24 protein-coding genes and 1 pseudogene are annotated in these 23405 nt (G+C 35.0%); 16 read left to right on the forward strand and 9 right to left on the reverse strand.

What is annotated here, in order from left to right; genetic code table 11:
• Positions 1–114 precede the first annotated feature (114 nt).
• The 4 genes and pseudogenes from AC0OM3_RS00005 to dltD all read left to right on the forward strand — a co-directional run.
• Positions 115–945, forward strand: a pseudogene (locus AC0OM3_RS00005) (dipeptide epimerase); the annotation flags it as partial.
• A gap of 39 nt (positions 946–984) precedes the next feature.
• Entirely contained in the window at positions 985–1986 is a 1002-nt protein-coding gene (locus AC0OM3_RS00010) for a C40 family peptidase (protein WP_000755429.1), read from the forward strand.
• 19 nt (positions 1987–2005) lie between these two features.
• The gene (locus AC0OM3_RS00015) at positions 2006–3628 is read left to right on the forward strand and encodes a peptide ABC transporter substrate-binding protein (protein ID WP_000758240.1); all 1623 of its coding nucleotides are present in this window, start codon (positions 2006–2008) and stop codon (positions 3626–3628) included.
• Between the two features lie 337 nt (positions 3629–3965).
• Complete coding sequence (gene dltD, locus AC0OM3_RS00020; RefSeq protein ID WP_000782300.1) at positions 3966–5147, forward strand: D-alanyl-lipoteichoic acid biosynthesis protein DltD; 1182 nt, start codon at positions 3966–3968, stop codon at positions 5145–5147.
• Positions 5148–5187: 40 nt separating this feature from the next.
• Here dltD and AC0OM3_RS00025 read toward each other — a convergent pair whose 3' ends face one another.
• Positions 5188–5412, reverse strand: a complete 225-nt coding sequence (locus AC0OM3_RS00025; RefSeq protein ID WP_000558686.1) for a hypothetical protein — start codon at positions 5410–5412, stop codon at positions 5188–5190.
• Positions 5413–5584: 172 nt separating this feature from the next.
• Positions 5585–6190 carry an undecaprenyl phosphate transporter UptA gene (gene uptA, locus AC0OM3_RS00030; RefSeq protein ID WP_000952913.1) on the reverse strand — a complete coding sequence of 202 codons (606 nt, stop codon included), beginning with the start codon at positions 6188–6190 and terminating at the stop codon, positions 5585–5587.
• 277 nt (positions 6191–6467) lie between these two features.
• Here uptA and AC0OM3_RS00035 point away from each other — a divergent pair, with 277 nt between their 5' ends.
• Complete coding sequence (locus tag AC0OM3_RS00035; protein ID WP_000275989.1) at positions 6468–7583, forward strand: HD domain-containing protein; 1116 nt, start codon at positions 6468–6470, stop codon at positions 7581–7583.
• A 36-nt stretch (positions 7584–7619) separates the two neighbouring features.
• Entirely contained in the window at positions 7620–8120 is a 501-nt protein-coding gene (locus tag AC0OM3_RS00040) for a GNAT family N-acetyltransferase (protein ID WP_001104067.1), read from the forward strand.
• Positions 8121–8319: 199 nt separating this feature from the next.
• Here AC0OM3_RS00040 and AC0OM3_RS00045 read toward each other — a convergent pair whose 3' ends face one another.
• Entirely contained in the window at positions 8320–9084 is a 765-nt protein-coding gene (locus AC0OM3_RS00045; protein ID WP_000447231.1) for a DUF1836 domain-containing protein, read from the reverse strand.
• A gap of 258 nt (positions 9085–9342) precedes the next feature.
• Between AC0OM3_RS00045 and AC0OM3_RS00050 the strand changes: the two genes are divergently transcribed.
• Together AC0OM3_RS00050 and AC0OM3_RS00055 are read left to right on the forward strand one after the other, a co-directional pair.
• Complete coding sequence (locus tag AC0OM3_RS00050; protein WP_000914478.1) at positions 9343–9792, forward strand: hypothetical protein; 450 nt, start codon at positions 9343–9345, stop codon at positions 9790–9792.
• Positions 9780–10088 carry a YxcD family protein gene (locus AC0OM3_RS00055; protein ID WP_000447750.1) on the forward strand — a complete coding sequence of 103 codons (309 nt, stop codon included), beginning with the start codon at positions 9780–9782 and terminating at the stop codon, positions 10086–10088. Before AC0OM3_RS00050 ends, AC0OM3_RS00055 begins: the two co-directional genes overlap by 13 nt.
• 24 nt (positions 10089–10112) lie before the next feature.
• On the opposite strand, the gene AC0OM3_RS00060 is transcribed toward AC0OM3_RS00055, so the two are convergent.
• The 4 genes from AC0OM3_RS00060 to AC0OM3_RS00075 all read right to left on the reverse strand — a co-directional run bounded on the left by AC0OM3_RS00060 (position 10113) and on the right by AC0OM3_RS00075 (position 13720).
• Positions 10113–11348, reverse strand: coding sequence for an NAD(P)/FAD-dependent oxidoreductase (locus AC0OM3_RS00060; RefSeq protein WP_474210965.1), 1236 nt, complete (start codon positions 11346–11348; stop codon positions 10113–10115).
• On the reverse strand, positions 11345–11677 hold the full coding sequence (locus AC0OM3_RS00065; RefSeq protein ID WP_000087067.1) for a (2Fe-2S)-binding protein: 333 nt from the start codon (positions 11675–11677) through the stop codon (positions 11345–11347). Before AC0OM3_RS00065 ends, AC0OM3_RS00060 begins: the two co-directional genes overlap by 4 nt.
• Positions 11674–11946, reverse strand: coding sequence for a (2Fe-2S)-binding protein (locus AC0OM3_RS00070; protein WP_000182619.1), 273 nt, complete (start codon positions 11944–11946; stop codon positions 11674–11676). Before AC0OM3_RS00070 ends, AC0OM3_RS00065 begins: the two co-directional genes overlap by 4 nt.
• Positions 11947–12058: 112 nt before the next feature.
• Positions 12059–13720 carry a sigma-54 interaction domain-containing protein gene (locus AC0OM3_RS00075; protein WP_000395821.1) on the reverse strand — a complete coding sequence of 554 codons (1662 nt, stop codon included), beginning with the start codon at positions 13718–13720 and terminating at the stop codon, positions 12059–12061.
• Positions 13721–13900: 180 nt separating this feature from the next.
• Between AC0OM3_RS00075 and AC0OM3_RS00080 the strand changes: the two genes are divergently transcribed.
• The 7 genes from AC0OM3_RS00080 to AC0OM3_RS00110 all read left to right on the forward strand — a co-directional run bounded on the left by AC0OM3_RS00080 (position 13901) and on the right by AC0OM3_RS00110 (position 21556).
• Positions 13901–15076 (forward strand): NAD(P)/FAD-dependent oxidoreductase, encoded by a 1176-nt coding sequence (locus tag AC0OM3_RS00080; protein ID WP_001215263.1) that lies wholly within the window; start codon positions 13901–13903, stop codon positions 15074–15076.
• Positions 15073–16110 (forward strand): proline racemase family protein, encoded by a 1038-nt coding sequence (locus AC0OM3_RS00085; protein WP_001257517.1) that lies wholly within the window; start codon positions 15073–15075, stop codon positions 16108–16110. The genes AC0OM3_RS00080 and AC0OM3_RS00085 overlap by 4 nt, the downstream gene beginning before the upstream one ends.
• Positions 16107–17048: a proline racemase family protein gene (locus tag AC0OM3_RS00090; RefSeq protein WP_474210966.1), complete on the forward strand. Its 942-nt coding sequence runs from the start codon at positions 16107–16109 to the stop codon at positions 17046–17048. The genes AC0OM3_RS00085 and AC0OM3_RS00090 overlap by 4 nt, the downstream gene beginning before the upstream one ends.
• Before the next feature lie 22 nt (positions 17049–17070).
• A complete protein-coding gene (dapA, locus tag AC0OM3_RS00095) occupies positions 17071–17967 on the forward strand; it encodes a 4-hydroxy-tetrahydrodipicolinate synthase (RefSeq protein WP_474210967.1) in 897 nt (298 codons plus the stop codon).
• A 17-nt stretch (positions 17968–17984) separates the two neighbouring features.
• Entirely contained in the window at positions 17985–19469 is a 1485-nt protein-coding gene (locus AC0OM3_RS00100; RefSeq protein ID WP_474210968.1) for an aldehyde dehydrogenase family protein, read from the forward strand.
• Positions 19470–19600: 131 nt separating this feature from the next.
• Positions 19601–21091, forward strand: coding sequence for an alanine/glycine:cation symporter family protein (locus AC0OM3_RS00105; protein WP_000429510.1), 1491 nt, complete (start codon positions 19601–19603; stop codon positions 21089–21091).
• Between the two features lie 72 nt (positions 21092–21163).
• A complete protein-coding gene (locus AC0OM3_RS00110; RefSeq protein WP_002005224.1) occupies positions 21164–21556 on the forward strand; it encodes a carboxymuconolactone decarboxylase family protein in 393 nt (130 codons plus the stop codon).
• Between the two features lie 157 nt (positions 21557–21713).
• On the opposite strand, the gene AC0OM3_RS00115 is transcribed toward AC0OM3_RS00110, so the two are convergent.
• Together AC0OM3_RS00115 and AC0OM3_RS00120 are read right to left on the reverse strand one after the other, a co-directional pair.
• Positions 21714–22010 carry a P-loop NTPase family protein gene (locus AC0OM3_RS00115; RefSeq protein ID WP_000398279.1) on the reverse strand — a complete coding sequence of 99 codons (297 nt, stop codon included), beginning with the start codon at positions 22008–22010 and terminating at the stop codon, positions 21714–21716.
• A gap of 61 nt (positions 22011–22071) precedes the next feature.
• Positions 22072–22713, reverse strand: a complete 642-nt coding sequence (locus tag AC0OM3_RS00120; protein ID WP_000874109.1) for an HD domain-containing protein — start codon at positions 22711–22713, stop codon at positions 22072–22074.
• Between the two features lie 106 nt (positions 22714–22819).
• Between AC0OM3_RS00120 and AC0OM3_RS00125 the strand changes: the two genes are divergently transcribed.
• Positions 22820–23323: a GNAT family N-acetyltransferase gene (locus AC0OM3_RS00125; protein ID WP_001245253.1), complete on the forward strand. Its 504-nt coding sequence runs from the start codon at positions 22820–22822 to the stop codon at positions 23321–23323.
• The last annotated feature ends 82 nt before the right edge of the window (positions 23324–23405 follow it).

Genomic DNA, 23405 nt, shown 5'->3' on the forward strand with positions numbered 1-23405 from the left:
TTTGCCTGTACTTCGTTCGGTTGTGAAGCCGGATATTAACCACCACTGCCATGTATCAAAGTACGGTTTTCGCATTTATCGTGAAACGCTTTCGCGTTTTTCGTGCGCCGCTTCATTGGTCAAAATATCATTCAGTTTCAGCAGTTACTACAGGGCATTCAAATGAGTTGTATTGGAAATTCAAGTTCGAAAGCAGCGGTAGATATCGCTTTATATGATGTATATTGCCAATATCAAAATGTGCCGTTATATGCATTGTTAGGCGGGAAGAAAGAAATTCATACCGATATTACAGTGAGTGTAGATGAGCCTGTATTAATGGCAAAAGAAGCGAAGAAACATATAGAAAAAGGATTTCAAACATTGAAGATTAAAGTGGGTAAAGAGGCGCATTTAGATTTGGAACGTATTGAGGCAATTCGAAATGTGGTACCAAGAAATACGACATTACGTTTAGATGCGAATCAAGGTTGGAGTCCAAAAGAAGCGGTCTCTATCATTCAAGAGATGGAAAATCGTAATTTAAATATAGAATTTATTGAACAACCAGTACACGCGAAAGATTGGGATGGGTTAAAGTACGTCAAAGATCGTGTGCAAACGCCAATTATGGCCGATGAAAGTATATTTTCAGCAAGTGACGCATTAAAGCTCGTTCAAGGAAGATATGCAGACTTCATTAATATTAAATTAATGAAATGTGGTGGCATACGTGAAGCATGGCGTATTGCAGATATCGCAGAAACAGCTGGTGTGAAGTGTATGGTGGGCAGCATGATGGAGTCTTCACTTTCCGTTAGTGCTGTTGCGCATTTAGCGGCAGCGCATCCTAATATTCATTATTTTGATCTTGATGCACCGCTTTGGTTAATGGAAGAGCCAGAAGGAATGACGTATTCTGGATCAAAGATAAACCTTCAATCGACAGTGAATAGTAAGTTTTAGGAGAAGAGACTAGTAAACTATCTTTTAAGGGGGATAAATATGAAAAAAGTAGGAACTGCATTTTTAACAACTTTATTTATATTTTCATCGTTTACATCGGCAAATGCTGAAGAAAAGAAGGATAATAAAGCATTTATAGATGTATCTGCTGCAACGTTATGGACAGTACCTGATTCATTAAGGCCAATCGATACACCGAGTGCAACAAATCCAGTGGATCTATGGAAATGGACGAAATCAATGACACTTGACGAGAAACTATGGTTAACAAATGCAAATAAATTAGAAACACAAGCGTTACTCGGTCAAGAAGTAACTGTTATTGATAAGAAAGGTGAATGGGTGAAGGTATTAGTGCATGGACAGCCAACGCCACGAAATGAAGAAGGTTATCCGGGCTGGATGCCTGAAAAGCAATTAACATATAATCAAGAATTTGCAGATAAAACAAATGAACCTTTTGTGTTAATAACAAAGCCAACAGCGATTTTATATATAAATCCTTCTGAAAAACATAAATCACTTGAAGTCAGTTATAATACAAGACTGCCGCTATTAAGTGAAGACACAATTTCATACCGTGTATTGTTGCCAAATGGTCAGAAAGCTTGGCTACGAAAAAATGATGGAACGGTTTACCGTTCTCAAAATGATATTCCAACCCCGGCGGCCGATGATTTAATAAACACAGGGAAAATGTTTTTAGGTTTACCGTATATATGGGCTGGTACAAGTGGTTTTGGATTTGATTGCTCTGGCTTCACGCATACGATCTATAAATCGCACGGCATTACAATTCCGCGAGATTCTGGACCACAATCAAGAGCAGGAGTTGCAGTTGATAAAGAAAATCTACAAAAAGGAGATTTAATTTTCTTTGCACATGATCAAGGAAAAGGTAGTGTCCATCACGTCGCAATGTATATTGGTGATGGCAATATGATTCACTCACCAAGAGCTGAAAGATCGGTAGAGATTATACCGCTAAATACACCAGGATATATAGAAGAATACGCTGGTGCTCGTCGTTACTTACCTTAAAAATAGAGGGGGTTTTTAAATGAAAAAAGTTGTTCGTTACTCATTAGTTAGTATTCTATTCGTTTCTTCATTTTTAGTTGGTTGCGAAAAAGAAAAAACAACGACAAAGCCGAAAGATGACAAGAAAGTATTACAGTTACTAGAAACGGGTGAAATTCCGTCGTTAAACTCAGTGAAAGTCACAGATGCAATCTCGTTTAACGTTTTGAATAACGTAATGGAAGGACTATTCCGTCTATCGAAAAATGATGAAGTAATTGAGGCAGGCGCACAAAAATATGAAGTGAGTAAAGATGGAAAGACATATACATTCCAATTGCGTGATGCGAAATGGTCTAACGGAGATCCAGTAACCGCCCATGATTACGTATACGCTTGGAAGCAATTGATTAATCCAGATACAGCTTCTCAATATGCATACATTGCGTACGATGTAAAAAATGCTGAGAAGATAAATAAAAAACAACTAGGTCTAGATGAATTAGGAGTAAAAGCGAAGGATGATAAAACATTCGTCGTAGAGCTAGAACATCCTGTACCGTATTTTACGAAATTATTAATTTTACCATCCTTCTATCCAATTAACGAAAAATATGCGAAAGAGCAAGGTGATAAATATGGATTAGAAGCAAATAAAGCGGTATATAATGGACCGTTTACATTATCAGAGTGGAAGCATGAAGCTAGCTTTACAATGAAGAAAAACGATAAGTATTGGGATAAAAAAGAAGTGAAGTTAGATGAAGTAAACTATCAAATTGTAAAAGAAATTTCAACTGCGGTAAATTTATATGAAACAGATAAAGTTGATAGAGCTGTTATTTCTACAGAATTCGTAGATAAATATAAAAATAATAAAGAGCTAAAACAATATACAGATCCAGTTATGTACTTCTTCCGATTTAATGAAAATGTACCGATTCTTAAAAATAAAAATGCACGTCTTGCGCTAAGTACAGTTTTTGATAAGAAGGGACTCGCAGATTCATTTTTAAATGATGGGTCGGTTGCAGCAAACTATTACGTACCAAAAGGATTCTTAAAGGGCCCAGATAAGAAAGATTTTAGAAGTACGGCAGGTGAGTTTAATAAAACTGATGTAAAAAAAGCGAAAGAATATTGGGAGAAAGCAAAACAAGAGACAGGTACAAATGAAGTGACGTTAGAACTATTAAATTATGACTTAGAAAACTTTAAAAAAGTTGGAGAGTACATTAAAGAGCAGCTTGAGAAAAACTTACCAGGCTTAAAAGTGAATGTGAAATTACAGCCACATACGCAAAAATTAGCACTTGAGAAGAAGAAAGAATATGAAATGTCGTTATCACGCTGGTTACCGGATTATCCAGATCCAATGACTTATTTAGAAGTATTTCTTTCTGGAAGCAGTGTTAATAATACAGAATATGCAAACCCAGAATATGATGCGTTAATTAAGAAGATTAAAACAGAATTAGGTAATGATGAAAAGGCTCGCTGGAAAGCAATGCAAGATGCTGAAAAAATGCTACTTGATGATGCAGTAATTGCACCGGTATTCCAGCGTGGATTATCTTACTTACAAAAACCATATGTGAAAGATTTATATGTACATCAATTTGGTCCAGCTACAAGTTTAAAATGGGCAGATGTACAAAAATAAAAGAATGGGGAAACAGACTTCACGTGTGTGATAGTCTGTTTTTTTTGTACAGTTCCGAATGAAATATAGACATTTCATATGTTTTTTCACGACTTGAAAATAAAGTTATTACTAAAATTCCAGTGTGAAATTTATGTAGAATCTTGTATAATTAACGTGTTTCTATAGAAACATTTTCTTGCGCTATTTATATAGGGCTTAATAGAACAAGGAAGGAAATACATACATGTATATAATAGATAAATAGAATGGAACATGTATAGAGAAAAAGGAGAGAAAAGATGACGTGTCAAAAACAAGGGTTACAATTTAATAACAATAGAAAGAGGGATAGAAGATGAAAATGAAGCATGCTTTTGGTCCTATAATTTTAGCGTGTGTGCTTTTTTTCATTATCATTCTAATCCCATCGAAAAGTTTAGTATCGCTTATTAGTGATAAGAAGGTAGAAGATGCGGCAACTTCTTTACAAAAAGAGAAATTACAAAGTGTTTTCTTACAGCAAAAAATGTTAGAGAATTCACAGTATTTACCGATGTACGGTTCATCAGAATTTTTACGAATGGATGCATATCATCCGTCTAATTATTTCAAAGTAAATCCAGCTGGTTTTACACCGTTTTTAATTGGAACTGGTGGTACACAAAGTTTAGCTCATATTTTAAATATGACATCTACTATGGATGAATTAGAAGGTAAAAAAGTAGTCTTTGTTCTTTCACCACAATGGTTTACAAAGACTGGTGTATCACAAGGGGATTTCACTAATAATTTCTCCAAACAACAAGCATATCATTTTATTTTTAATGATGAGATAAATCCAGAAATGAAGAAGCAAATCGCGAAACGGCTATTAGATTATAAAGTTGTTCAAGAAGATGATATATTAAAAAATTCATTAGAAGGTATTGTATATAATGATACGAAACATAACATAAAAGCAGGTTTAGTTAAACCACTTGCTTATATGCATCGAAATATTTTAGATCATAGAGATTTATTTAACTCTTTATTTAAAATCGAACCGATGAAAGAGAAAACAAATATCGGACTTCGTTCAATTTCTTGGGAAGACGCACGTAAACACGCAGAACAAGAAGGGAAAGCAGAGTCTACTACAAATACATTCGGAATTGAAAATCCGTATTATCATAAGAATAATCTGAAGAAAAAACTAAAAGGTTTAAAAAACTTTAGAGCAAATGAAACATATGATGAATCACCAGAATACGATGATTTACAAATTATTTTAGATTTATTTAAAGAGAAAAATGTCAAACCACTCTTTATTTCTGTACCTGTCAATGGGCCTTGGTATGATTATACTGGATTCCCGAAAGAACGCCGTGAAGTGTATTATAAAAAAGTTCGAGAACAGGTTGAGAAAGCAGGATATCCAGTAGTTGATTTCTCTGGTCATGAATATGATAAGTATTTCTTAAAAGATACGATTCATTTGGGCTGGAAAGGTTGGATTTATTTTGATGAAGCAGTGCAGAAATTTAATTCTGAGAAATAAAGTATAGAAATCGGAATGGCTATGAGCCGTTCCGATTTTTTTAGTATAGAGGATTTTGGTGAGGACAATTTGGGAATGCATGTATATCTTGAATCTGTCTATAATCATAATGTTTCATTGCGAACTGGGCTTGATAAAGGTATTCATACACATATAATTGACCATCATGAGCTGAACATAATACACCAGAAGTTCCTTGCCCATTTATGAAGGAAATACCGATAGGGCGTCCGATTAAGTATAGTATTTTTTGCTGCCAATGCATAGGGGAATCACTCCTTTTTGAGATAATATACGAAAGAAATGATCAAACGGTTGCTTATCCATGTAAATGTAGATGGAAAGGTGTTATATAATTCTTGAAGATTAATTCATATATAAATAAATAAAAAACCGCTATAACTCCGAATGAATTTATAGCGGTTTTTGTTATATTCTTAAGCAAGATTTTTACGCTTTTTTGTCCATTTTTTTATAACGAAGTATAAAAGTATAAGTACGACGCCACCAATTGCGAATGATTTCACATAAGGACCAGCAATATCGTTAATATTTTCCCAATTTTCACCTAGTTTTTCACCTAAATAAATGAAAATAATAGACCAAGGGATAATCGCAAGTGCTGTTAATGTAGTGAAACGTAGTAAAGGCATTTTTGTAATACCAGCAGGAATTGAAATCGCATGACGCACTACTGGAATGAAGCGTGCTGTAAAAATGACGCCAGTTCCGTAACGATTAAACCAATCTTCTGCAGCATCTATTTGTTTTTTATGTATGAAAATATATTTTCCATAACGTTCTAATATAGGGCGTCCGCCGTATCGTCCAAGCCAATAAATAAAGATTTGGGCAATAACACCGCCAATTGTACCGAATACAACTGCGCCTATAAATGAGATACTTCCATTGAATACTAAGTATCCTGCATAAGCAAGGACAATTTCACTTGGGATAATTTCAATCATAAGTCCAAGCATAATGCCCCAATAACCTAATCCTTCAAAAAACGTTAATACTGAATGAATAAAACTACTTAACATTGTTGCACCTTCTAGTTTATGAATTTTTGAGTATAAGAACCTTTTATTTAATTACGTAAAAGGTTCACTATATGTAGATTATACCTTATTTACATAGGGGATTGCTATTTCAATTCTTTTATGTCTCTCATAAGTATTATAGTAAAGTATATAAGCTACGTTTTCATGAAGGGTTAATGAAAAGATTATTAAAAATTTCTCATATATCAATGATAATAGACTGAAAATTAAGTATAATGATATAGGTCTTTCATTTACAAAAATAGGAGGAGAACGTATGTATATTACAGATCCGATTTATGGACCAATCTCTATTCGTGATAGAGATATCCTTCGATTGATAGATACAAAAGCATTTCAAAGGTTGGCGAATATTAAACAACAAGGACATACTTATTTTTTACATGAGAACGCAATACATACGAGGAAAGAACATTCGATAGGTGTATATGTGCTAGTAAATAAAGTGATAGAACATCTTACTGAGATTGGTGACATACATTTATCGAAATATGAACGAAAGCTAGTATCTACTGTAGCCCTTCTACATGATGTTGGACATGGGCCATATTCACATTGTTTTCAGCAAATATCGGGTGAAGATCATAGTGAGTGGACGGTACGAATCATTCAAGAGGACGAAGAAATACGTACGATTTTAAATCAAACACCTAGATTATTAGATGATGTAACGAAAGCTTTAACAGAAGATGGAGTTTTTCCAATTATAGATGAGCTCTTATTTAATTCATTAGGAATGGATCAATTAGATTTTTGGAATAGAGATTTATATTACTCGTCGCTTGAATTAGAAGGTTTACAGATAGAAGAATTGATTGCTAACATGCGTTTAATTGACGGTAAACTTGTTATTGAAGAATCGGGAATCCCCTTCATCGAACAATTAATGAAAATGAAAGAAGGGCTTTACAATAATGGATTTGGCCACCCGTTTGTGATAGGAAAAGACATATTGCTGCAAACAATTTTTAAAATGATAGAGGAGAAAAATCTTTCGTTCTATACTCCTGAACTTCAAAACTTCTTTCATAAAGGAGAGAAGTTAGAAGTAGAAGACTTTCTTCCGTTACAAGATGAAATGATTTTAAATGAAATACAGTGCTTTGCAAAATCAGGTGATGTTGAAATAGGATCTTTAATTCAACTGTATGTTTCAGCAACCAAAAGTTTATCATTTCAAAAAGGAGTGGAGGGTGATTTTAAAAAGGAAAATAACAATTTAACGATAATAACTGAGAAAAAGGCGTACAGTTCATATGTAGGGAGTATTTACGTTTATAGTGAGGGGCAGTTAGAGGATATTTTAGAGAAATCAAATTTCATTCAAAAGATAGTAAAATTGCCTAAAAAAGAATATGCCTATTCTTTTTAAAGTGGTTTGAAAACATAAAATAGATGGGGTGGAAATGTGAACTGGAAAGAACGTCTTCTAGAATTAGATGATTTATCAATTATATTAGAATGGTATAACGATGAAGAATTACATAACATAGCAGATGTGAAACCATTTAAGCGATATACAATAGAAGAACTTCGGGAGTATTGGACTGAAAAATTAGCGCGGTCTTATGCAAGTTATCATGTAATAATAGTGAGAGATGAAGTAATAGGAAGAGTCGGATTAAAAAAGACGAAATATGATGATACCTATGTGATGGAATACTCTATTCTTATTGGCGTTTCGAATTTATATTCAAAAGGACTTGGAACAGAAATTACAAAGTATTTCATAAGTAAATCGTTTTTAGATTCCGATATACAAGCAGTTGTATTACAGGTAAGAGAAGACAACAAAAGGGCAATTCGTTGTTATGAGAAAGCTGGATTTAAAAAAGTAAAATCATATATAGAGAATGAAGTGAAAGTGTATGATATGCATAGAATTAAGAATGAGAAAATAGCACGGTAAAAAACAGTTAATTCTGAATGTAATGAGGGTTAGGGGGATATATGGAACCTTAAATGACACTACTTATAGATATGCGTAATACTACGGTTTTATATGAAACTTAAATTTAAATAAATCAAGCAAGCATTTGTTGTATATTTGGAACAGATGGTTGCTTGTTTTCGTTGTAAAAAAATAGAAGCATTTCTGCTCCTATTTTTTAAGGCTTCACATCTAAGTTCTGTAAAAATAAAGTTGCTGTTACGTAACGCTTTGCTAACATTTGTACATAAGCGGTATGTACAGAAAGGGTCGCAATAATAATAGCGTTACGAATTGCTTCGCGTTGTTCGTTATTAATTTGATCGAACTTACTTGCGATTTTATCAGCTTTTTCTTTTACGATGTTTTCAATTGTATGAACGGTATCTGTTGCATTTAATTGTAAGCAATTCCCTTGATTGAGTTCTTCAAATAAAGAAGAGTATGCTACATATAAATGAACAGGATTGATTAAATCATCACTTCGATCAGCTGGATCATTTACAATAAGGCGTAATAGCTTACGAATGGATTCAAAATCAAGTGCTGTTTTTAAATCTTCGACAATAAATAGTAAGGCTGCTTGTTCAATTGAATATTTTTTCCCTTTTTGAGGAGAGCCAATCATTTCTTTTATATCTCGTTTCACCCAGTTTTGCATAGCAGTTACAGAGAAACTTGTGTTTTCAATCTGATTGCCAAGCGCAACTATTTCATTTAAAGAAAAACCGACATCAGTATCGTCAATTTTAATCAGCTTTTCAAAAATAGGTGAAAGTGCGGTAGTAATAAAAGCTGTAACGCTTTGTCCGCTTTCAATATCTTTTTTATGTGACTTTGCCCAAGCTTCTTGTAAAATACCGAGAGGCTTTTTCGTATTCCATCCTCTTAGTGATAGAAGAAGGGTAGCCATTTCGTTTCGTGTGAGATGAAATGTTTCCATCTTTTCACCTCCAAAATAATAAAAAGTTCTTATGAACTTATAATATGTTTTGTTTCATTTAAAGTCAATTCTGTTTTGCTTAATTTTTCCTTTGTGACCAAACTGTTGAAAGTAAATAATACTTGCATATTTCGACAAAAGTTCATATAATAAGTTCATAAGAACCTTTAAAATGTTCTTAAAAACAAATCTATCATTCTGAATTTACTAGAAAGATAGATTTCACATATATCTATATAAAAGGAGAATGGATATAATATGTTGAAAAAACTTGTAGCAGTAATGACAGCATTCATGGTTATCTTTGGGGCTAGCAGCTTTATGTTCGTAGATCATGCAGCAGCGAAAAGTTACAAATCTGGTAAAAAATCATTTACACCAAGTTCAGGTCAAAAGTCAAAAGTTGATTTAAACAAAAAAGACTCAAATGTAAATTCCCAAAAAACGACTCCAGATTCAAAAACGAAAGCAACAAACACGGCACCAAAAAGTAATAAAGGAAGCTTTATGAAAGGTTTATTACTAGGTGGTCTTGGTGGTTTACTAATGGGTAGCTTATTTGCAAATATGGGAGCTCTTGGTTCTGTATTAGCGTTTATGGTAAATATGTTAGTAATGGCTGGTATCGTAATGTTAGCAGTTCGTGCATTTAAATACTTCAAAGACCAACGTAAGAAGAAGGCAGATGAAGTAGCATGGAAACAATAAAAATTTCTGAACAAGAGCTTATAAATGCGCTTTGTATATATATCGCTGAAAAAAGACAAGTGGGTCCAGAAGAAGTATTAGTTGAACTCATGTATGATGACGACTACGGTTTCTCTGCGGAAGTAGAGGTAAATGGTCGCCAGCAAATTTTAATTCAAGCAAACTTAATCGAAGCTTTACGCTTATTGCTTGACAGAGAATATAATGTCAATTCATTCGCAGCGAGATTACAACTTGAATTAGATGACGAAGAAGGTATTTACGCATTAGCGAAATTTAATAACTCAGATGAGTAGAGAAGAGAGCTGTTGAGAATAATCTCAGCAGCTCTTTTTAGTATGTGCATATGTAGATGAGTAATCACGCCAAATTTCATTCATTTTTCGTCTACCGATATCTACCATCGGATTAAACTGAATTGCAGCTTTCTGACGAATAAAGCGAACGTTTTGAATGGCGTGAGATAATTGTTGGTCGACTATATCACGTTTTTTGCTTGCATATTTAGCAATAGATAGACCTGCAACTGTTCCTTGCGCCATCGCAATTTTTCCGCTTTCAATGCCTGTAATATTGCCGGCTACTAATAAACCGGGAAGAGGGGTTTCCATTGTTTCGGAATGGAGAGGAACGTGTCCGCCTAATTCTGAAATGTAATGGAAGGGACAACCAGCTACAGCTGCAAGTTCGGCAAGTGGGTATAATCCCCCGGCAATACATACAAAATCTGCTTCATATATTTTCTCTGTTCCATTGATAACCTTTCCTTTAGAGTCAATATTTGCAATACGTACACCTTCAACTTGATCTGTTCCGATAATTTCAAGAGCTGCTTTCCGAAGGTGAAGTGGCGTTCCGTTTATTTTCATTCCGTTGTTTGGATAGAATGTTAATCCAGCTTTTCGAATCCAATCAAATTTCATAAAGTGACTACCTATTCGTAAGAAAGCAGAAGGAGCGAGGTGAGCTACATTTAAAAGAGAGTTTAAAACTTCTTCAGGTTCACCAGCTTTTTGACTTAACTCGCTTTTCTCAGGGAGTACAATATGATCTACTGTAATTCCCGCTAATTGCAATTCACTTAAAATGGCGAAAGACAAAATGTTAGCACCAATAATAATTCCTTTTTTTCCAACTTGCACGCGATGAACATTTGTCATAACTTGAGCTGCTCCAATTGACATCACTCCTGGAAGTGTCCAGCCAGGAAGGGGAATAGAATATTCCGCAGCTCCAGTAGCAAGTAGTACGAAAGGTGCTTCTAACGTACCGATATTAGTATGTACAAACCAATTGTTTTCATCTCTATCTAAATTATAGACCGAAACACCGCACCTGATATGTACTGAAAGTGATTCTGCTTCTTCATGAAGTCGCTTCGATTCTTTTATTCCGTTCCACCATTCTCCAGTAGGCTCTTGATGCAACTGTCCTAACAATCTCCCGCCCGGCTTCATAAATTCATCAATAACGAGCACTTTTAGTCCGAAACGAGCACAAGAAATAGAAGCAGATAATCCCGCTGGCCCTGCACCAATAATAATTACATCACTCATCGTTTTTTCACCATCTCTCTCACGATATTCGGATGCTGTTTCCCGCTTTCAACAACCATGTTTTCTTCTACAACAGTTAAGCATGCGCGTACATTTGTTTGATTATTTACTGTCATGCGGCATTCGGAACAGTGCCCGATATTACAATAAATACCTCGCGGTGTTCCGCTATCTTCATGAACTCTTAATGTCCGTATTCCATTTGCTAACAGGGCAGCAGCTATCGTTTCATGTTCATATGCTCCGTATTGATGACCGTTAAATTGAAAGGTAATACGCTCACTACTTTGTAAAGTACCTAAAATAGGGTGATGTGTAATTCTACTCATTTACTTTCACCTACCGATCCAAAAGTAACTGCACGTATTGGTGGTTGATATTTTAACGGTAGTTCATTAAGAGTTACGTCAGGATTCGCATTTTCAATCATTCGATCTATCATTATTCTGCATGTGCGACCACCGCAAAATCCCATGCCAGCACGTGTTCTTAGTTTTAATTCTCTTGCCGAGCAGTTATATTCAGCAATTGTCGATTGAAGTTGCCCATATGTAACCTCTTCACAACGACAAACGATTAAGTTGTTTTTATTTGTCATATGTATTCCTCCTCTAGTTCGGTTTTCATAAATTATATATGCAAAAATCATGCCAATATAGAGGAGGGAGAGAGGGCTACCTGTAAACGCCTGATCGGTGCATACTGATTCTTTATTGAAGTCCAAGTTTCTTTAAACGGTTATATAAAGTAGCCCTTGTTACACCAAGTTGTTTTGCGCATTCTAATTTATTCCCATTTAAAATTCGTAAAGCCCTTTCAATAACTTTTTTCTCATGCTCATCCATCTCTTCTTGTAAAGAAAGGATTGTATTATTGTTGCTGAGTAATAGGGAATGGGCTGTATGGTTGTCTAAAGTTTCAGTCGTATGAAATGGTAAATATTCTTGTTTTATAATTCCGTCTGTTGCGAATACCACAAGCCGCTCAACAACGTTTCGAAGTTCGCGAATATTACCTGGCCAATTGTAATGAAGCAGTTCATGCATAATGCTTGAAGGTAAGTCACGAATTGGTCTGTTATAGTTGATTGAAAAATCGTTTAAGAAAGAATAGGTTAATTCAATAATATCCTCGCGTCTTTCGCGCAGCGGTGGAATCTGCAAGCTAACTACATTTAAGCGGTAATATAAATCTTCTCGGAAAGTTCCTTTTATCATTTCTTCTTGTAAATCACGATTTGTAGCAGCGATAATACGGAAATCAATATTAATTTCTTTTTCACCACCAACTCGGTAATACTTTCGCTCTTGCAGTACACGTAACAGTTTTACTTGCATATCAAGTGGCATTTCACCTATTTCATCAAGAAATAAAGTACCGCCTTGCGCGAGTTCAATTTTACCTTTTTTTCCTTTACTATTTGCTCCAGAAAACGCCCCACGCTCGTAACCGAATAATTCACTTTCAAATAATGCTTCTGGAATTGCCCCGCAGTTAATCGAAATGAAAGGCGCCTTCGCTGCTTCACTTGCTTCATGAATTGCTTTCGCAAATACTTCTTTTCCAACTCCGCTTTCCCCAAGTATTAAAACAGTTGATTTCACCGAACAAACTTTTCTAGCTAATTGTATCGTTCTTTGTATAACAGGACTTTTTCCATTCATCGCAAGGAATGGATCGGATTCATCTTTATACTTTGCCACTTCTTGTTCTAAACGGTGCATTTCATGTGACATATTAAATAGTTTTTCATTTAAAGCGACTTGATTTGTAACATCTGTTTCTGAAACGACTGCTCCTATAATTTCATCATTACAATAAACTGGATTTGAATTAATTAATACGAATAAATCGGGGCGAGGCTGATGGAACTGAGCGACTATGCTTTTTCCATCATGTAAAGATTGTAAAATTTCCAAGTCTTTATAATCAAAAAAACGAGTAATCGGTTGCCCAATAATCTCATTATGGTTGACTGAAAATATTTTTTCAGCACCATCTGTCCAAGTTCGAACGCATTCTTTACTATCAATTACTGTAACAGAAGAGTCAGTTGTTTGTATTACAGTGTCATAAAATGACTGTAGTTCATTGTAGGACTTATAAAGAAATGGAATCATTTGCTGAGAAGTTATACAGCATATCGGCTCATCGTTTTCGTTAAGGATGATAACAGCTAATTCATAAGAAAAAGCGTCAATTAATGCAGTGAATGAGTCATCTACATAAATAATTGCGCAATTATATTCTTCTGTAGTAGAAGGGAGATAATAAAACCTTTCGTTTATTTTCTTAATGCGATCAAGGCAACATGTATGATTGATTAAAACGCTTTCCAAAAATTCTTGTATAGTCGGAAATGAAAATTCCATAATGTCCTCCTGTTATGTATAAAAATTTTGACAGTGATAAAAAAATAATACACCTATTTACTATAAATTTAAAATATTTTTACAATTAAAAATATTATTTATAAAAATTGTATATGTACAGAATTGGCACGTCAATTGCATGAAAAGAAAGTGAGAGGGCTAGGAAAGGAGGAGTATATTGTGAGGCACTGCGACGTTTTAATTATAGGTGGTGGAATAATAGGGTGTTCTATCGCTTATTACACTTCAAAATACGGAAGAGACGTAACAATCATTGAAAAAGGGGAATTTGTCAGCGGGACGTCTTCACGGTGTGATGGGAATATTTTGGCCATTGATAAAGACCCGGGATTTGATAGTCAAATGTCTTTAGTAAGTCAAAAATTAGTAACTGATTTAAGTGAAGAATTAGAGCATTCATTTGAATATAGGGCACCAGGAAGTATTCTCGTATGTGAGTCAGACGAAGAGATGGAAGCTGCGCAGCAATGGGTAAATCGGCAAAAAGAAGCTGGATTACCGTTTCGAATGCTTGATAGGCAAGATATAAGGGAAGAGTCGCCTTTTTTTGCTGATGATTTATTAGGTGGTTTAGAATGTGCGACGGATTCAACTGTGAATCCATATCTCCTTGCTTTCTCGCTTGTGTCAGAGGCACAAAAGTTTGGCGCAAAAGCTTTTAAGCAGACGGAAGTAAAGAGTATGGAAATAGAGACGGATGGTTCATTTGTTGTAGAAACTACGAATGGAACTTTTACAGCACAACAAGTTGTAAATGCAGCCGGTGTGTGGGCTCCTAAGATTGGTCAGATGTTAAATATAAATATACCAATTGAACCGAGAAAAGGGCATATTATTGTAGCTTCAAGGCAACAACACGTAGGATGCCGTAAAGTAATGGAATTCGGTTATTTAATTTCTAAATTTGGCGGAAAACGAAAAGTGGATGCTTTAACTGAAAAATACGGGGTTGCGCTCGTATTTGAGCCTACTGAAAGTCAAAATTTCTTAATTGGTAGTAGTCGTGAATTTGTAGGATTTCATACGAGGATAAATAATGAAGTCATTAAATGTATCGCAAATAGAGCAATTCGTTTTTATCCGAAAATGGCAGATATGATGGTAATTCGTTCTTACGCTGGTTTACGTCCGTGGACGGAAGATCATTTACCGATTATTTCACGAGTGGAACATATTCCGAATTATTTCATTGCCGCTGGACATGAAGGTGATGGGATTAGTCTTGCAGCAGTTACTGGAAAAGTAATTGAAGAGTTATTAAATGAAAAAGAGACAATTATTCCTATTGAACCACTTCGTTTGAGTCGTTTTACAGAAAGGGTGTTAAACGGATGAGGTCACAAAGAGCCTTTACGACGATTGATACACACACAGGTGGGAATCCAACGAGGACATTAATTAGTGGACTTCCAAAGTTGATTGGAGAGACGATGGTAGAGAAGATGTTACATATGAAAAAGGAGTATGATTGGATTCGAAAATTGTTAATGAATGAACCGCGTGGTCATGATGTAATGTCAGGAGCATTATTAACAGACCCGTGTCATCCTGAGGCTGATATAGGTGTTATATACATAGAGACAGGTGGATATTTACCGATGTGTGGTCACGATACAATCGGTGTATGTACAGCGTTAGTTGAATCAGGTTTAATTCCGGTAGTTGAACCGATTACTTCTTTAAAACTAGATACACCGGCTGGCTTAGTTGAAGTAGATATTGCTGTTCAAGATGGAAAAGCAAAAGAAGTATCTTTCTGTAACATACCAGCTTTTTTATTGAAAAATATTACTGTACAAGTGAAAGACATTGGAACTATAGAGGCTGATATTGCGTATGGAGGGAATTTTTATGCCATTATTGATGCGAAATCAGTAGATCTAGAATTAGTACCAGAAAATGCATCTACAATCATCGATAAGGCGATTCATATAAGGAACACAATTAATGAGAAGTTTGAAATCACTCATCCAGAGTATTCGTTTATAAGAGGATTAACACATGTTGAATTTTATACAGATCCTACTCATGAATGTGCGCATGTGAAAAATACAGTTGTTGTACCACCAGGCGGAATAGATCGATCTCCATGCGGTACAGGAACATCTGCGAAGCTAGCTGTATTATACGCTCAGAAAGAAATCGAAATTGGTGAAGAGTTCATTCATGAGAGTATCGTTGGTTCTTTATTTAAAGGATATGTCATGAATACGACACATGTTGAAAATATTGAAGCTGTCATAACGAAAATTACGGGATCAGCTTGGCTTATGGGTATGCATAGATTTTTTTACAATGAAATGGATCCACTTAAAGAAGGATTTTTGCTAATTCCGCCGATGGAACATGAAACGGAGGATATAAAATGAACATTCAAAAAATGTATACAGCAGTAGACGTACATGTAAATGGCGAGGCATTTCGTGTAATGAAAGACGTACCATGCAAATACTACTACAGTTTGGAGCAATTAAATGAACAATTTTCAGGTGAATTAGCAGAAGAGATGAAGCTTTTATTAAATGAACCACGTGGTTTTATCGGTTTGAATGGGTGTATTGTCGTTCCATCTATCTATAATGAAGTGGATGCAGCTGTATTATTTTTTAATCATGAAGGTTCGATTCCGCTTCATTATGGAGGCATTGTTGCAGTAATAACGATGTTACTCGAAAGTGGGTATTTAAAAAAGAGAGAGTCCAATCAATACAAAATTGAAACGTTATGTGGAATATTTTTAGTTCATGCGTATGTAGAGAATGATGAAGTTATATTGGTTTCGTTTGAAAGCAAACTATGCTATATGATTGAGAAAAATTTACAGGTTGGTAATGTAAGTTATTCTCTTATACAAGCAGATAAAGTATATGCAGTTGTAGAAAAAGGTGCGTATTCGCCAGAAATTCGCATGGAAAACATTTCTGAATTGAAAAGATGGGGAGAAGCTACACTGCAGGCTATACAAAAACAGTCGCTAATAAAAAGGCTTATTTTAGTAGATCCTTCGCAAAAAGAAAAGAACCATATAAAATCGATTACATTTCATGAAGATAACTTTATCGTACGTTCGCCAGGTTTTGTTTCTACTATTGTTTCCTATGTTCATGCGTTATTTAAAAATGATTATATGGCGGATAAACCTTTTAAAAATGAAAGTATATTTAATAGTTTTATAACTGTGGAGAAAGTGAAGAAGGAGGAACTAGGATACATTTTCCGTTTTGAAAGTAGAGGGTTTATTACAGGGATGCAGACGTTTCTATTAGACCCTACGGATCCGTTTCCGGCAGGTTTCTTATTAAAATAAAATGTGATAGGGAGAGATAAATATGCAAAAAATTAAAGGGGCATTTCCAGTATTAATAACACCGATGGATGAATTTCAGGAAATTAATTGGGATGGGGTAAAGCAAAATGTAAATTACTTTATCGAACAAAACGTTGCAGGTATCATCATTAATGGAAGTACAGGAGAATTTGTAAGTTTATCAAAAGAAGAACGATTTAAAATGGTAGCAACCATGTTGAAAGAAATTGATGGCCGTATTCCAGTTATTGTTGGAACTGCAGCAGAGACGACGAAAGAAACAATTGAATATACGAAACATGCAGAAGCGCACGGAGCGGATTGTGTATTAATTATAAACTCTTACTATTGTAAACCGAAGGAAGAGGAGATTTATTTTCATTTTAAAGAAATCTCAAACTCTGTAAATATACCAATTATGTTATACAATAATCCATTTACTTCTGGTGTTGATATGAGTACAGAGCTAATGCTCCGTATTGGAAAAGAGTGTGAAAATGTTACACATATTAAAGAATCTAGCGGAGATATTCGAAAAGCGAGAGATTTAGTAAGACAAAGTGAAGGGGCTTTCCAAGTCTTCTGTGGTTCTGAAGATTTAGTTATGGAATCATATTTAGTTGGTGCCTCGGGATGGGTTTCAGTAGCAGGAAATATCGTTCCCGGTCTCGTTACAAAAATGTATGAGCATTTTCAAAATGGCGAATTAGAAAAGGCGTGGGAAATAAACGATGCTATTTTACCACTTTGCGAGTTTCTTGAAGGATCAGGGAAATATGTTCAAATCGTTAAACGTTCTATGGAATTACATGGGCAAGCGGGAGGACCTTCTCGCTATCCAAGACTAGGGTTAACTGTAGAAGAAGATCAAAAGCTTCAAACGATTTTATCAAATATTGCAGCTCATGCAGCTGTTTAAATAAGGAGGAGAACATAATGTTAAAGACAAATATTGAGCTGAAACCAAAAGTGGAAGCGTTTTTAAATGAAGAAATTAAAATGTTTATTAATGGCGAATTTGTTTCTGCTATTGGCGGAAAGACGTTTGAAACGTACAATCCAGCAACAGAAGAGGTTCTAGCAGTCGTATGTGAAGCGCAAGAAGAGGATATTGATGCTGCAGTAAAAGCGGCAAGATCTGCATTTGAATCTGGCCCGTGGGCAGAAATGACTACTGCTGAAAGAGCGCATCTTATTTATAAATTAGCAGATTTAATTGAAGAACATAGAGAAGAATTAGCGCAACTAGAAGCTTTAGATAATGGAAAGCCATATCAAGTAGCACTTAATGATGATATTTCAGCGACTGTAGAAAATTATCGTTATTACGCAGGATGGGCTACAAAAATTATTGGGCAAACAATCCCGATTTCAAAAGATTACTTGAATTATACGAGACATGAACCTGTTGGTGTTGTAGGACAAATTATTCCGTGGAATTTTCCGCTTGTTATGTCTTCTTGGAAAATGGGAGCTGCACTGGCGACAGGTTGTACGATTGTATTAAAGCCAGCAGAGCAAACGCCTTTATCTTTACTATATACAGCGAAACTCTTTAAAGAGGCTGGATTTCCAAACGGCGTTGTAAACTTTGTATCAGGCTTTGGTCCTGAAGCAGGGGCTGCAATTGTAAATCATCATGACATTGATAAAGTTGCTTTTACAGGATCTACTGTTACAGGAAAGTATATTATGCGTCAATCTGCAGAAATGATTAAGCATGTAACGTTAGAGCTTGGCGGAAAATCACCAAATATCATTTTAGAAGATGCGGACTTGGAAGAAGCGATAAATGGTGCATTCCAAGGTATTATGTATAACCACGGTCAAAATTGTAGCGCAGGATCACGTGTATTTGTTCATCGTAAACATTATGAAACTGTAGTAGATGCACTTGTGAAAATGGCGAACAACGTAAAACTTGGAGCAGGTATGGAGAAAGGAACGGAAATGGGTCCACTCGTATCTAAGAAACAACAAGAGCGTGTGTTAAATTATATTGAGCAAGGGAAGAAAGAAGGTGCTACAGTTGCGGCTGGTGGCGAACGTGCGCTTGAAAAAGGTTATTTCGTTAAGCCAACTATATTCACAGATGTTACAGACAATATGATAATCGTTAAGGAAGAAATATTTGGACCAGTTGTTGTCGTACTTCCATTTGATTCGACAGAAGAAGTAATTGAACGAGCGAACAACTCATCCTATGGCCTTGCTGCGGGTGTATGGACGCAAAATATCAAAACGGGTCATCAAGTAGCAAATAAATTAAAAGCAGGAACAGTGTGGATTAATGATTATAACTTAGAAAATGCAGCTACACCATTTGGTGGATATAAACAATCTGGTATCGGCCGCGAATTAGGTTCATATGCGCTTGATAATTATACAGAAGTGAAAAGTGTTTGGGTAAATATAAAGTAATAGGGCGTTTTACTGATAAAAATTGAGGGATGAAATAATGAAAGATGCGGACAACTAGAAAGTTTGATAATAGTTGTCCGTTTTTTTTTTATACAAAATTGCTTTTCCAAAGAATGATAAGGGGGATTTGGATGGAGAATTTAGTAGAATGGTTAGTAGGGCAAGTGTGGGGTATCGGTTTAGTTGTTTTTGCATTAGGGGCAGGCGTATATTTCACGATTGCAACACGCTTTTTGCAAATCCGTTATTTTAAAGAGATGATTAAACTATTATTTGAAGGAAAGAGTTCAGAGACGGGAATATCATCTTTTCAGGCATTTTGTTTAGCCTTATCAGGAAGAGTTGGAATTGGTAATATTGCAGGGGTAGCGACAGCAATTGCTTTCGGCGGTCCTGGAGCTGTATTTTGGATGTGGGTAATGGCTTTGTTAGGGGCAGCGAGCGCGTTTGTAGAATCAACATTATCTCAAGTATACAAAAGTAAAGTAGGGAATGAATATCGCGGCGGTACTCCATATTTCATTGAGAAAGGTTTGAAAATGAAATGGTTTGCAGTCATTGTAGCAGTAGTTGTAACACTTTCATATGGCGTGTTATTACCAGGTATTCAATCTAGTAGTATCGCAGTTGGATTTGAAAACTCTAATGGTATTAGCAAATATATAACTGGTATATTTTTAGTCGTGTTACTAGCAGCAATTATTTTTGGTGGTGTAAAGAGAATTGCTGGCGTTTCTCAAATGCTTGTTCCATTTATGGCAATTGGTTATGTAATTGTTACATGTATCATATTAATTGCGAATGTAACGGAGATTCCAAGTATGTTTGCTTTAATTTTCTCTAGCGCATTTGGTGTAAATGAAATGTTTGGTGGAATTGTTGGTGCAGCTATTGCATGGGGCGTAAAACGCGCTGTATTTTCAAACGTTGCTGGTGTCGGAGAAGCGACGTATAGTTCGGCGGCTGCTGAAGTATCGCATCCCGCAAAACAAGGATTAGTTCAAGCGTTTTCCGTATATATCGATACAATTGTCGTATGTACAGCGACAGCTCTTATGATTTTAATAACAGGTATGTATAATGTTATACCTGAAGGGAAAACCGCCATTGTACAAAACATAGGAAATGTGGAAGCTGGTCCAATTTATACACAACAAGCAGTTGAAACTGTGATAACAGGGTTTGGTCCAATATTTATTTCAATTGCGATTTTCTTTTTTGCATTTACAACGTTACTCGCTTATTACTATATCGCTGAAACGACACTTACTTATTTAGATCGTCAACTGAAGTATGGCTGGTTAAAACCAGTTTTAAAATTTGGATTTTTAATTATGGTTTACATCGGTAGCGTTGAATCAGCGTCGCTTTTATGGAATCTTGGAGATTTAGGCATCGGTAGTATGGCATGGTTAAACTTAATCGCAATCTTACTTTTAAGTAAAACCGCATTAAAAGTGTTAAAAGATTATGAAACGCAGAAAAAAGAAGGGAAAGATCCAGTATTTAATCCTAAAAATGTGGGGATTGAAGGATTAACATTTTGGGAAGAAAGAAGTAAAGAGGTTGAAAGAAAAAGTTCTAGAGAAAAAGTTATTGTCGATGATAATTTAAAATTATAACTAAAATTAATTGAAAATTCTTAATTTAAAAGAAGGTATATTGCCTCCATTTCATCACATACTACAATAAGTATGGATAATATGACTGGAGGGAATAAGATGGAACATGAGCAACATAGTTCGATAAATGATATTCTACATCATTATAAAGAAGGTATAGGTAGTTTTACAAATCAAATTCCTGAAATCGCTGAGACATATAATGCGTTCACGCAAGCTTGTTTTCAAGAGGGTTCTTTAACAAAAAGAGAAAAACAACTTATTGCATTAGGAATTAGTTTAGCAACGCAAGATGAGTATTGTACAATTTATCATACAAAAGGTTGTCTTGATCAAGGATGTTCGGATAAAGAGATTCTAGAAGCATGTGGTGTTTCAGCAGCATTTGCTGGCGGAGCTGCGATGAGTCAAGCGGTAACTTTAGTGCAAGAGTGTTTAACAGAATTGAAAAATCAAAAGCATTGAATAAAAAAACGTTTTAAACTTTATGTTTAAAACGTTTTTTATGTGAAATTAAATTTGAGTATAAAAATTATCTAGGATGGGTTCAATTTATGGTTATACAATAATGGGAGAATTTTAAATTTAGTAGGAATGAGAAATAACAACTATTTATTTAATTTTAAGGTTTTGTAAAAAGCTTCAATTGCTTCATATAATCAATGGCTTTTGTTTTATTTTTCTGTTTAGAAACATAATGTGCCTCATTAAAATCTCTATAGTAACTGTTAACTACTTCTTCAGAAAGAGCACCGTCAGAGATAGCTCTTTTAACCGCGCAGTTTGGTTCGTTTGTATGTGAACAGTTAGAAAATTTACATCTTATAGAAATCTTTTTTATATCTTCATATCCAAATTCAAAATTCCCCTCAAGGTTTATCAAGTCAAATCCTATTTTACTAATAAGAAATCCCTCCATTTTTGAAAGAGTCTTTTAGAAACATACATACAAAGTTTATCGTTTTCAATTTGTATTTACTTTAATATTCTATATCTTCATAAATAGATTTTTCTACATCAGGAAGAACTGTGTATATACTCTTACCGATTAAAGCTTCTAATTCTTTCTTAATCGCATAAAACCCTTTCCAATGTAAAGATGTATGAGATGTTGTACCATGACGCAAACCAACAGAAATTAATCTTCTTTCCAGCGTAGTAAAGCCATCCGCATCAGCAAGAGCGTCACAAAGAGTAATTACTTTATTGTATAAGTCGTAGTTACAATGTTCATTTAATATTTCAACTAACCGGCTTCTCATATGGTCAGGAACGAGACTCCATTCCGCTGCGATATCTATATGTTCATTTTTGCATGGGAATGAGTGTGTCACACAAATAACAGCGTTTCCTGTATACCCTAAATCATTCATATACATATAACCATCATAGGAATGAATGACCGATTTGGTAAAACCTTTGTATCTTCCGATATCATGCAAAAGGGCAGCGTTATATGCTATGTCAGCATCTAGCTTGTACCCTTTTTTTATAAGTTCTATAATTATGTTTTCAGTTGCATGAGCAACATGTAGTGAATGTTCAAACCAAGGGCCCGGGTTTTGTTCATATGCCCATTCGAGTAATTCTTTTGCGTACGTTCTATCTAATATATATTTCATATCGTTATCCTTTCACAAAAAATCATATCTTAACTATAAATTCCTCTTATTATTTCATTATTCCTTCTTTAAAAATTGTTACAATGAAACAAAAGGGGGAAAAGTAATGCGGAATTTAGTAATTGAAGAAATTAAGAAACTAGAAAATGATATAGAAGAACTTTCGAAACTTTTGAAAATGGTTGTAAATGATGGGGCATCAATTGGTTTTTTGCCTCCACTGGAACAAAAAGATGCAACAAAGTATTGGCAAACAGTATTAGCGCCAGAAGTGATATTGTATGTGGCTAAAATAAACAACGAAGTAGCAGGGAGTATTCAATTACAATTAGTTACTAAGCCTAACGGAATTCATAGAGCCGAGATTTGCAAATTAATGACTCATCCAAACTTTAGACGAAACGGTATTGGACGATCGCTTATGCAAAAAGCAGAGGAACGAGCAAAGCAAGAAAACAGGTCTCTTTTAGTATTAGATACAAGAGAAGGAGATCCTTCCAATAAATTGTACAAATCACTAGACTACCAAGAAGTTGGAACAATACCAGGGTATGCAATTTCTACGAATGGAAAGTTAGATGCTACGGTTCTTTATTATAAAAACATTTAAGTTATAATCAAACGGGGAGAGTGCTTAATTATTAGTAAGTGAATAATAAACGACTATTTTTAACACCGTCTATATTTTTCTG

The organism is Bacillus sp. FAU20 (assembly GCF_056033865.1).

Coding starts and splice junctions, on each gene's coding strand:
- AC0OM3_RS00010 (WP_000755429.1), top strand. CDS start 985: ATGAAAAAAGTAGGAACTGCATTTTTAACAACTTTATTTATATTTTCA.
- AC0OM3_RS00015 (WP_000758240.1), top strand. CDS start 2,006: ATGAAAAAAGTTGTTCGTTACTCATTAGTTAGTATTCTATTCGTTTCT.
- dltD (WP_000782300.1), top strand. CDS start 3,966: ATGAAAATGAAGCATGCTTTTGGTCCTATAATTTTAGCGTGTGTGCTT.
- AC0OM3_RS00025 (WP_000558686.1), bottom strand. CDS start 5,412: ATGCATTGGCAGCAAAAAATACTATACTTAATCGGACGCCCTATCGGT.
- uptA (WP_000952913.1), bottom strand. CDS start 6,190: ATGTTAAGTAGTTTTATTCATTCAGTATTAACGTTTTTTGAAGGATTA.
- AC0OM3_RS00035 (WP_000275989.1), top strand. CDS start 6,468: ATGTATATTACAGATCCGATTTATGGACCAATCTCTATTCGTGATAGA.
- AC0OM3_RS00045 (WP_000447231.1), bottom strand. CDS start 9,084: ATGGAAACATTTCATCTCACACGAAACGAAATGGCTACCCTTCTTCTA.
- AC0OM3_RS00050 (WP_000914478.1), top strand. CDS start 9,343: ATGTTGAAAAAACTTGTAGCAGTAATGACAGCATTCATGGTTATCTTT.
- AC0OM3_RS00055 (WP_000447750.1), top strand. CDS start 9,780: ATGGAAACAATAAAAATTTCTGAACAAGAGCTTATAAATGCGCTTTGT.
- AC0OM3_RS00060 (WP_474210965.1), bottom strand. CDS start 11,348: ATGAGTGATGTAATTATTATTGGTGCAGGGCCAGCGGGATTATCTGCT.
- AC0OM3_RS00065 (WP_000087067.1), bottom strand. CDS start 11,677: ATGAGTAGAATTACACATCACCCTATTTTAGGTACTTTACAAAGTAGT.
- AC0OM3_RS00070 (WP_000182619.1), bottom strand. CDS start 11,946: ATGACAAATAAAAACAACTTAATCGTTTGTCGTTGTGAAGAGGTTACA.
- AC0OM3_RS00075 (WP_000395821.1), bottom strand. CDS start 13,720: ATGGAATTTTCATTTCCGACTATACAAGAATTTTTGGAAAGCGTTTTA.
- AC0OM3_RS00085 (WP_001257517.1), top strand. CDS start 15,073: ATGAGGTCACAAAGAGCCTTTACGACGATTGATACACACACAGGTGGG.
- AC0OM3_RS00090 (WP_474210966.1), top strand. CDS start 16,107: ATGAACATTCAAAAAATGTATACAGCAGTAGACGTACATGTAAATGGC.
- dapA (WP_474210967.1), top strand. CDS start 17,071: ATGCAAAAAATTAAAGGGGCATTTCCAGTATTAATAACACCGATGGAT.
- AC0OM3_RS00100 (WP_474210968.1), top strand. CDS start 17,985: ATGTTAAAGACAAATATTGAGCTGAAACCAAAAGTGGAAGCGTTTTTA.
- AC0OM3_RS00105 (WP_000429510.1), top strand. CDS start 19,601: ATGGAGAATTTAGTAGAATGGTTAGTAGGGCAAGTGTGGGGTATCGGT.
- AC0OM3_RS00110 (WP_002005224.1), top strand. CDS start 21,164: ATGGATAATATGACTGGAGGGAATAAGATGGAACATGAGCAACATAGT.
- AC0OM3_RS00115 (WP_000398279.1), bottom strand. CDS start 22,010: ATGGAGGGATTTCTTATTAGTAAAATAGGATTTGACTTGATAAACCTT.
- AC0OM3_RS00120 (WP_000874109.1), bottom strand. CDS start 22,713: ATGAAATATATATTAGATAGAACGTACGCAAAAGAATTACTCGAATGG.
- AC0OM3_RS00125 (WP_001245253.1), top strand. CDS start 22,820: ATGCGGAATTTAGTAATTGAAGAAATTAAGAAACTAGAAAATGATATA.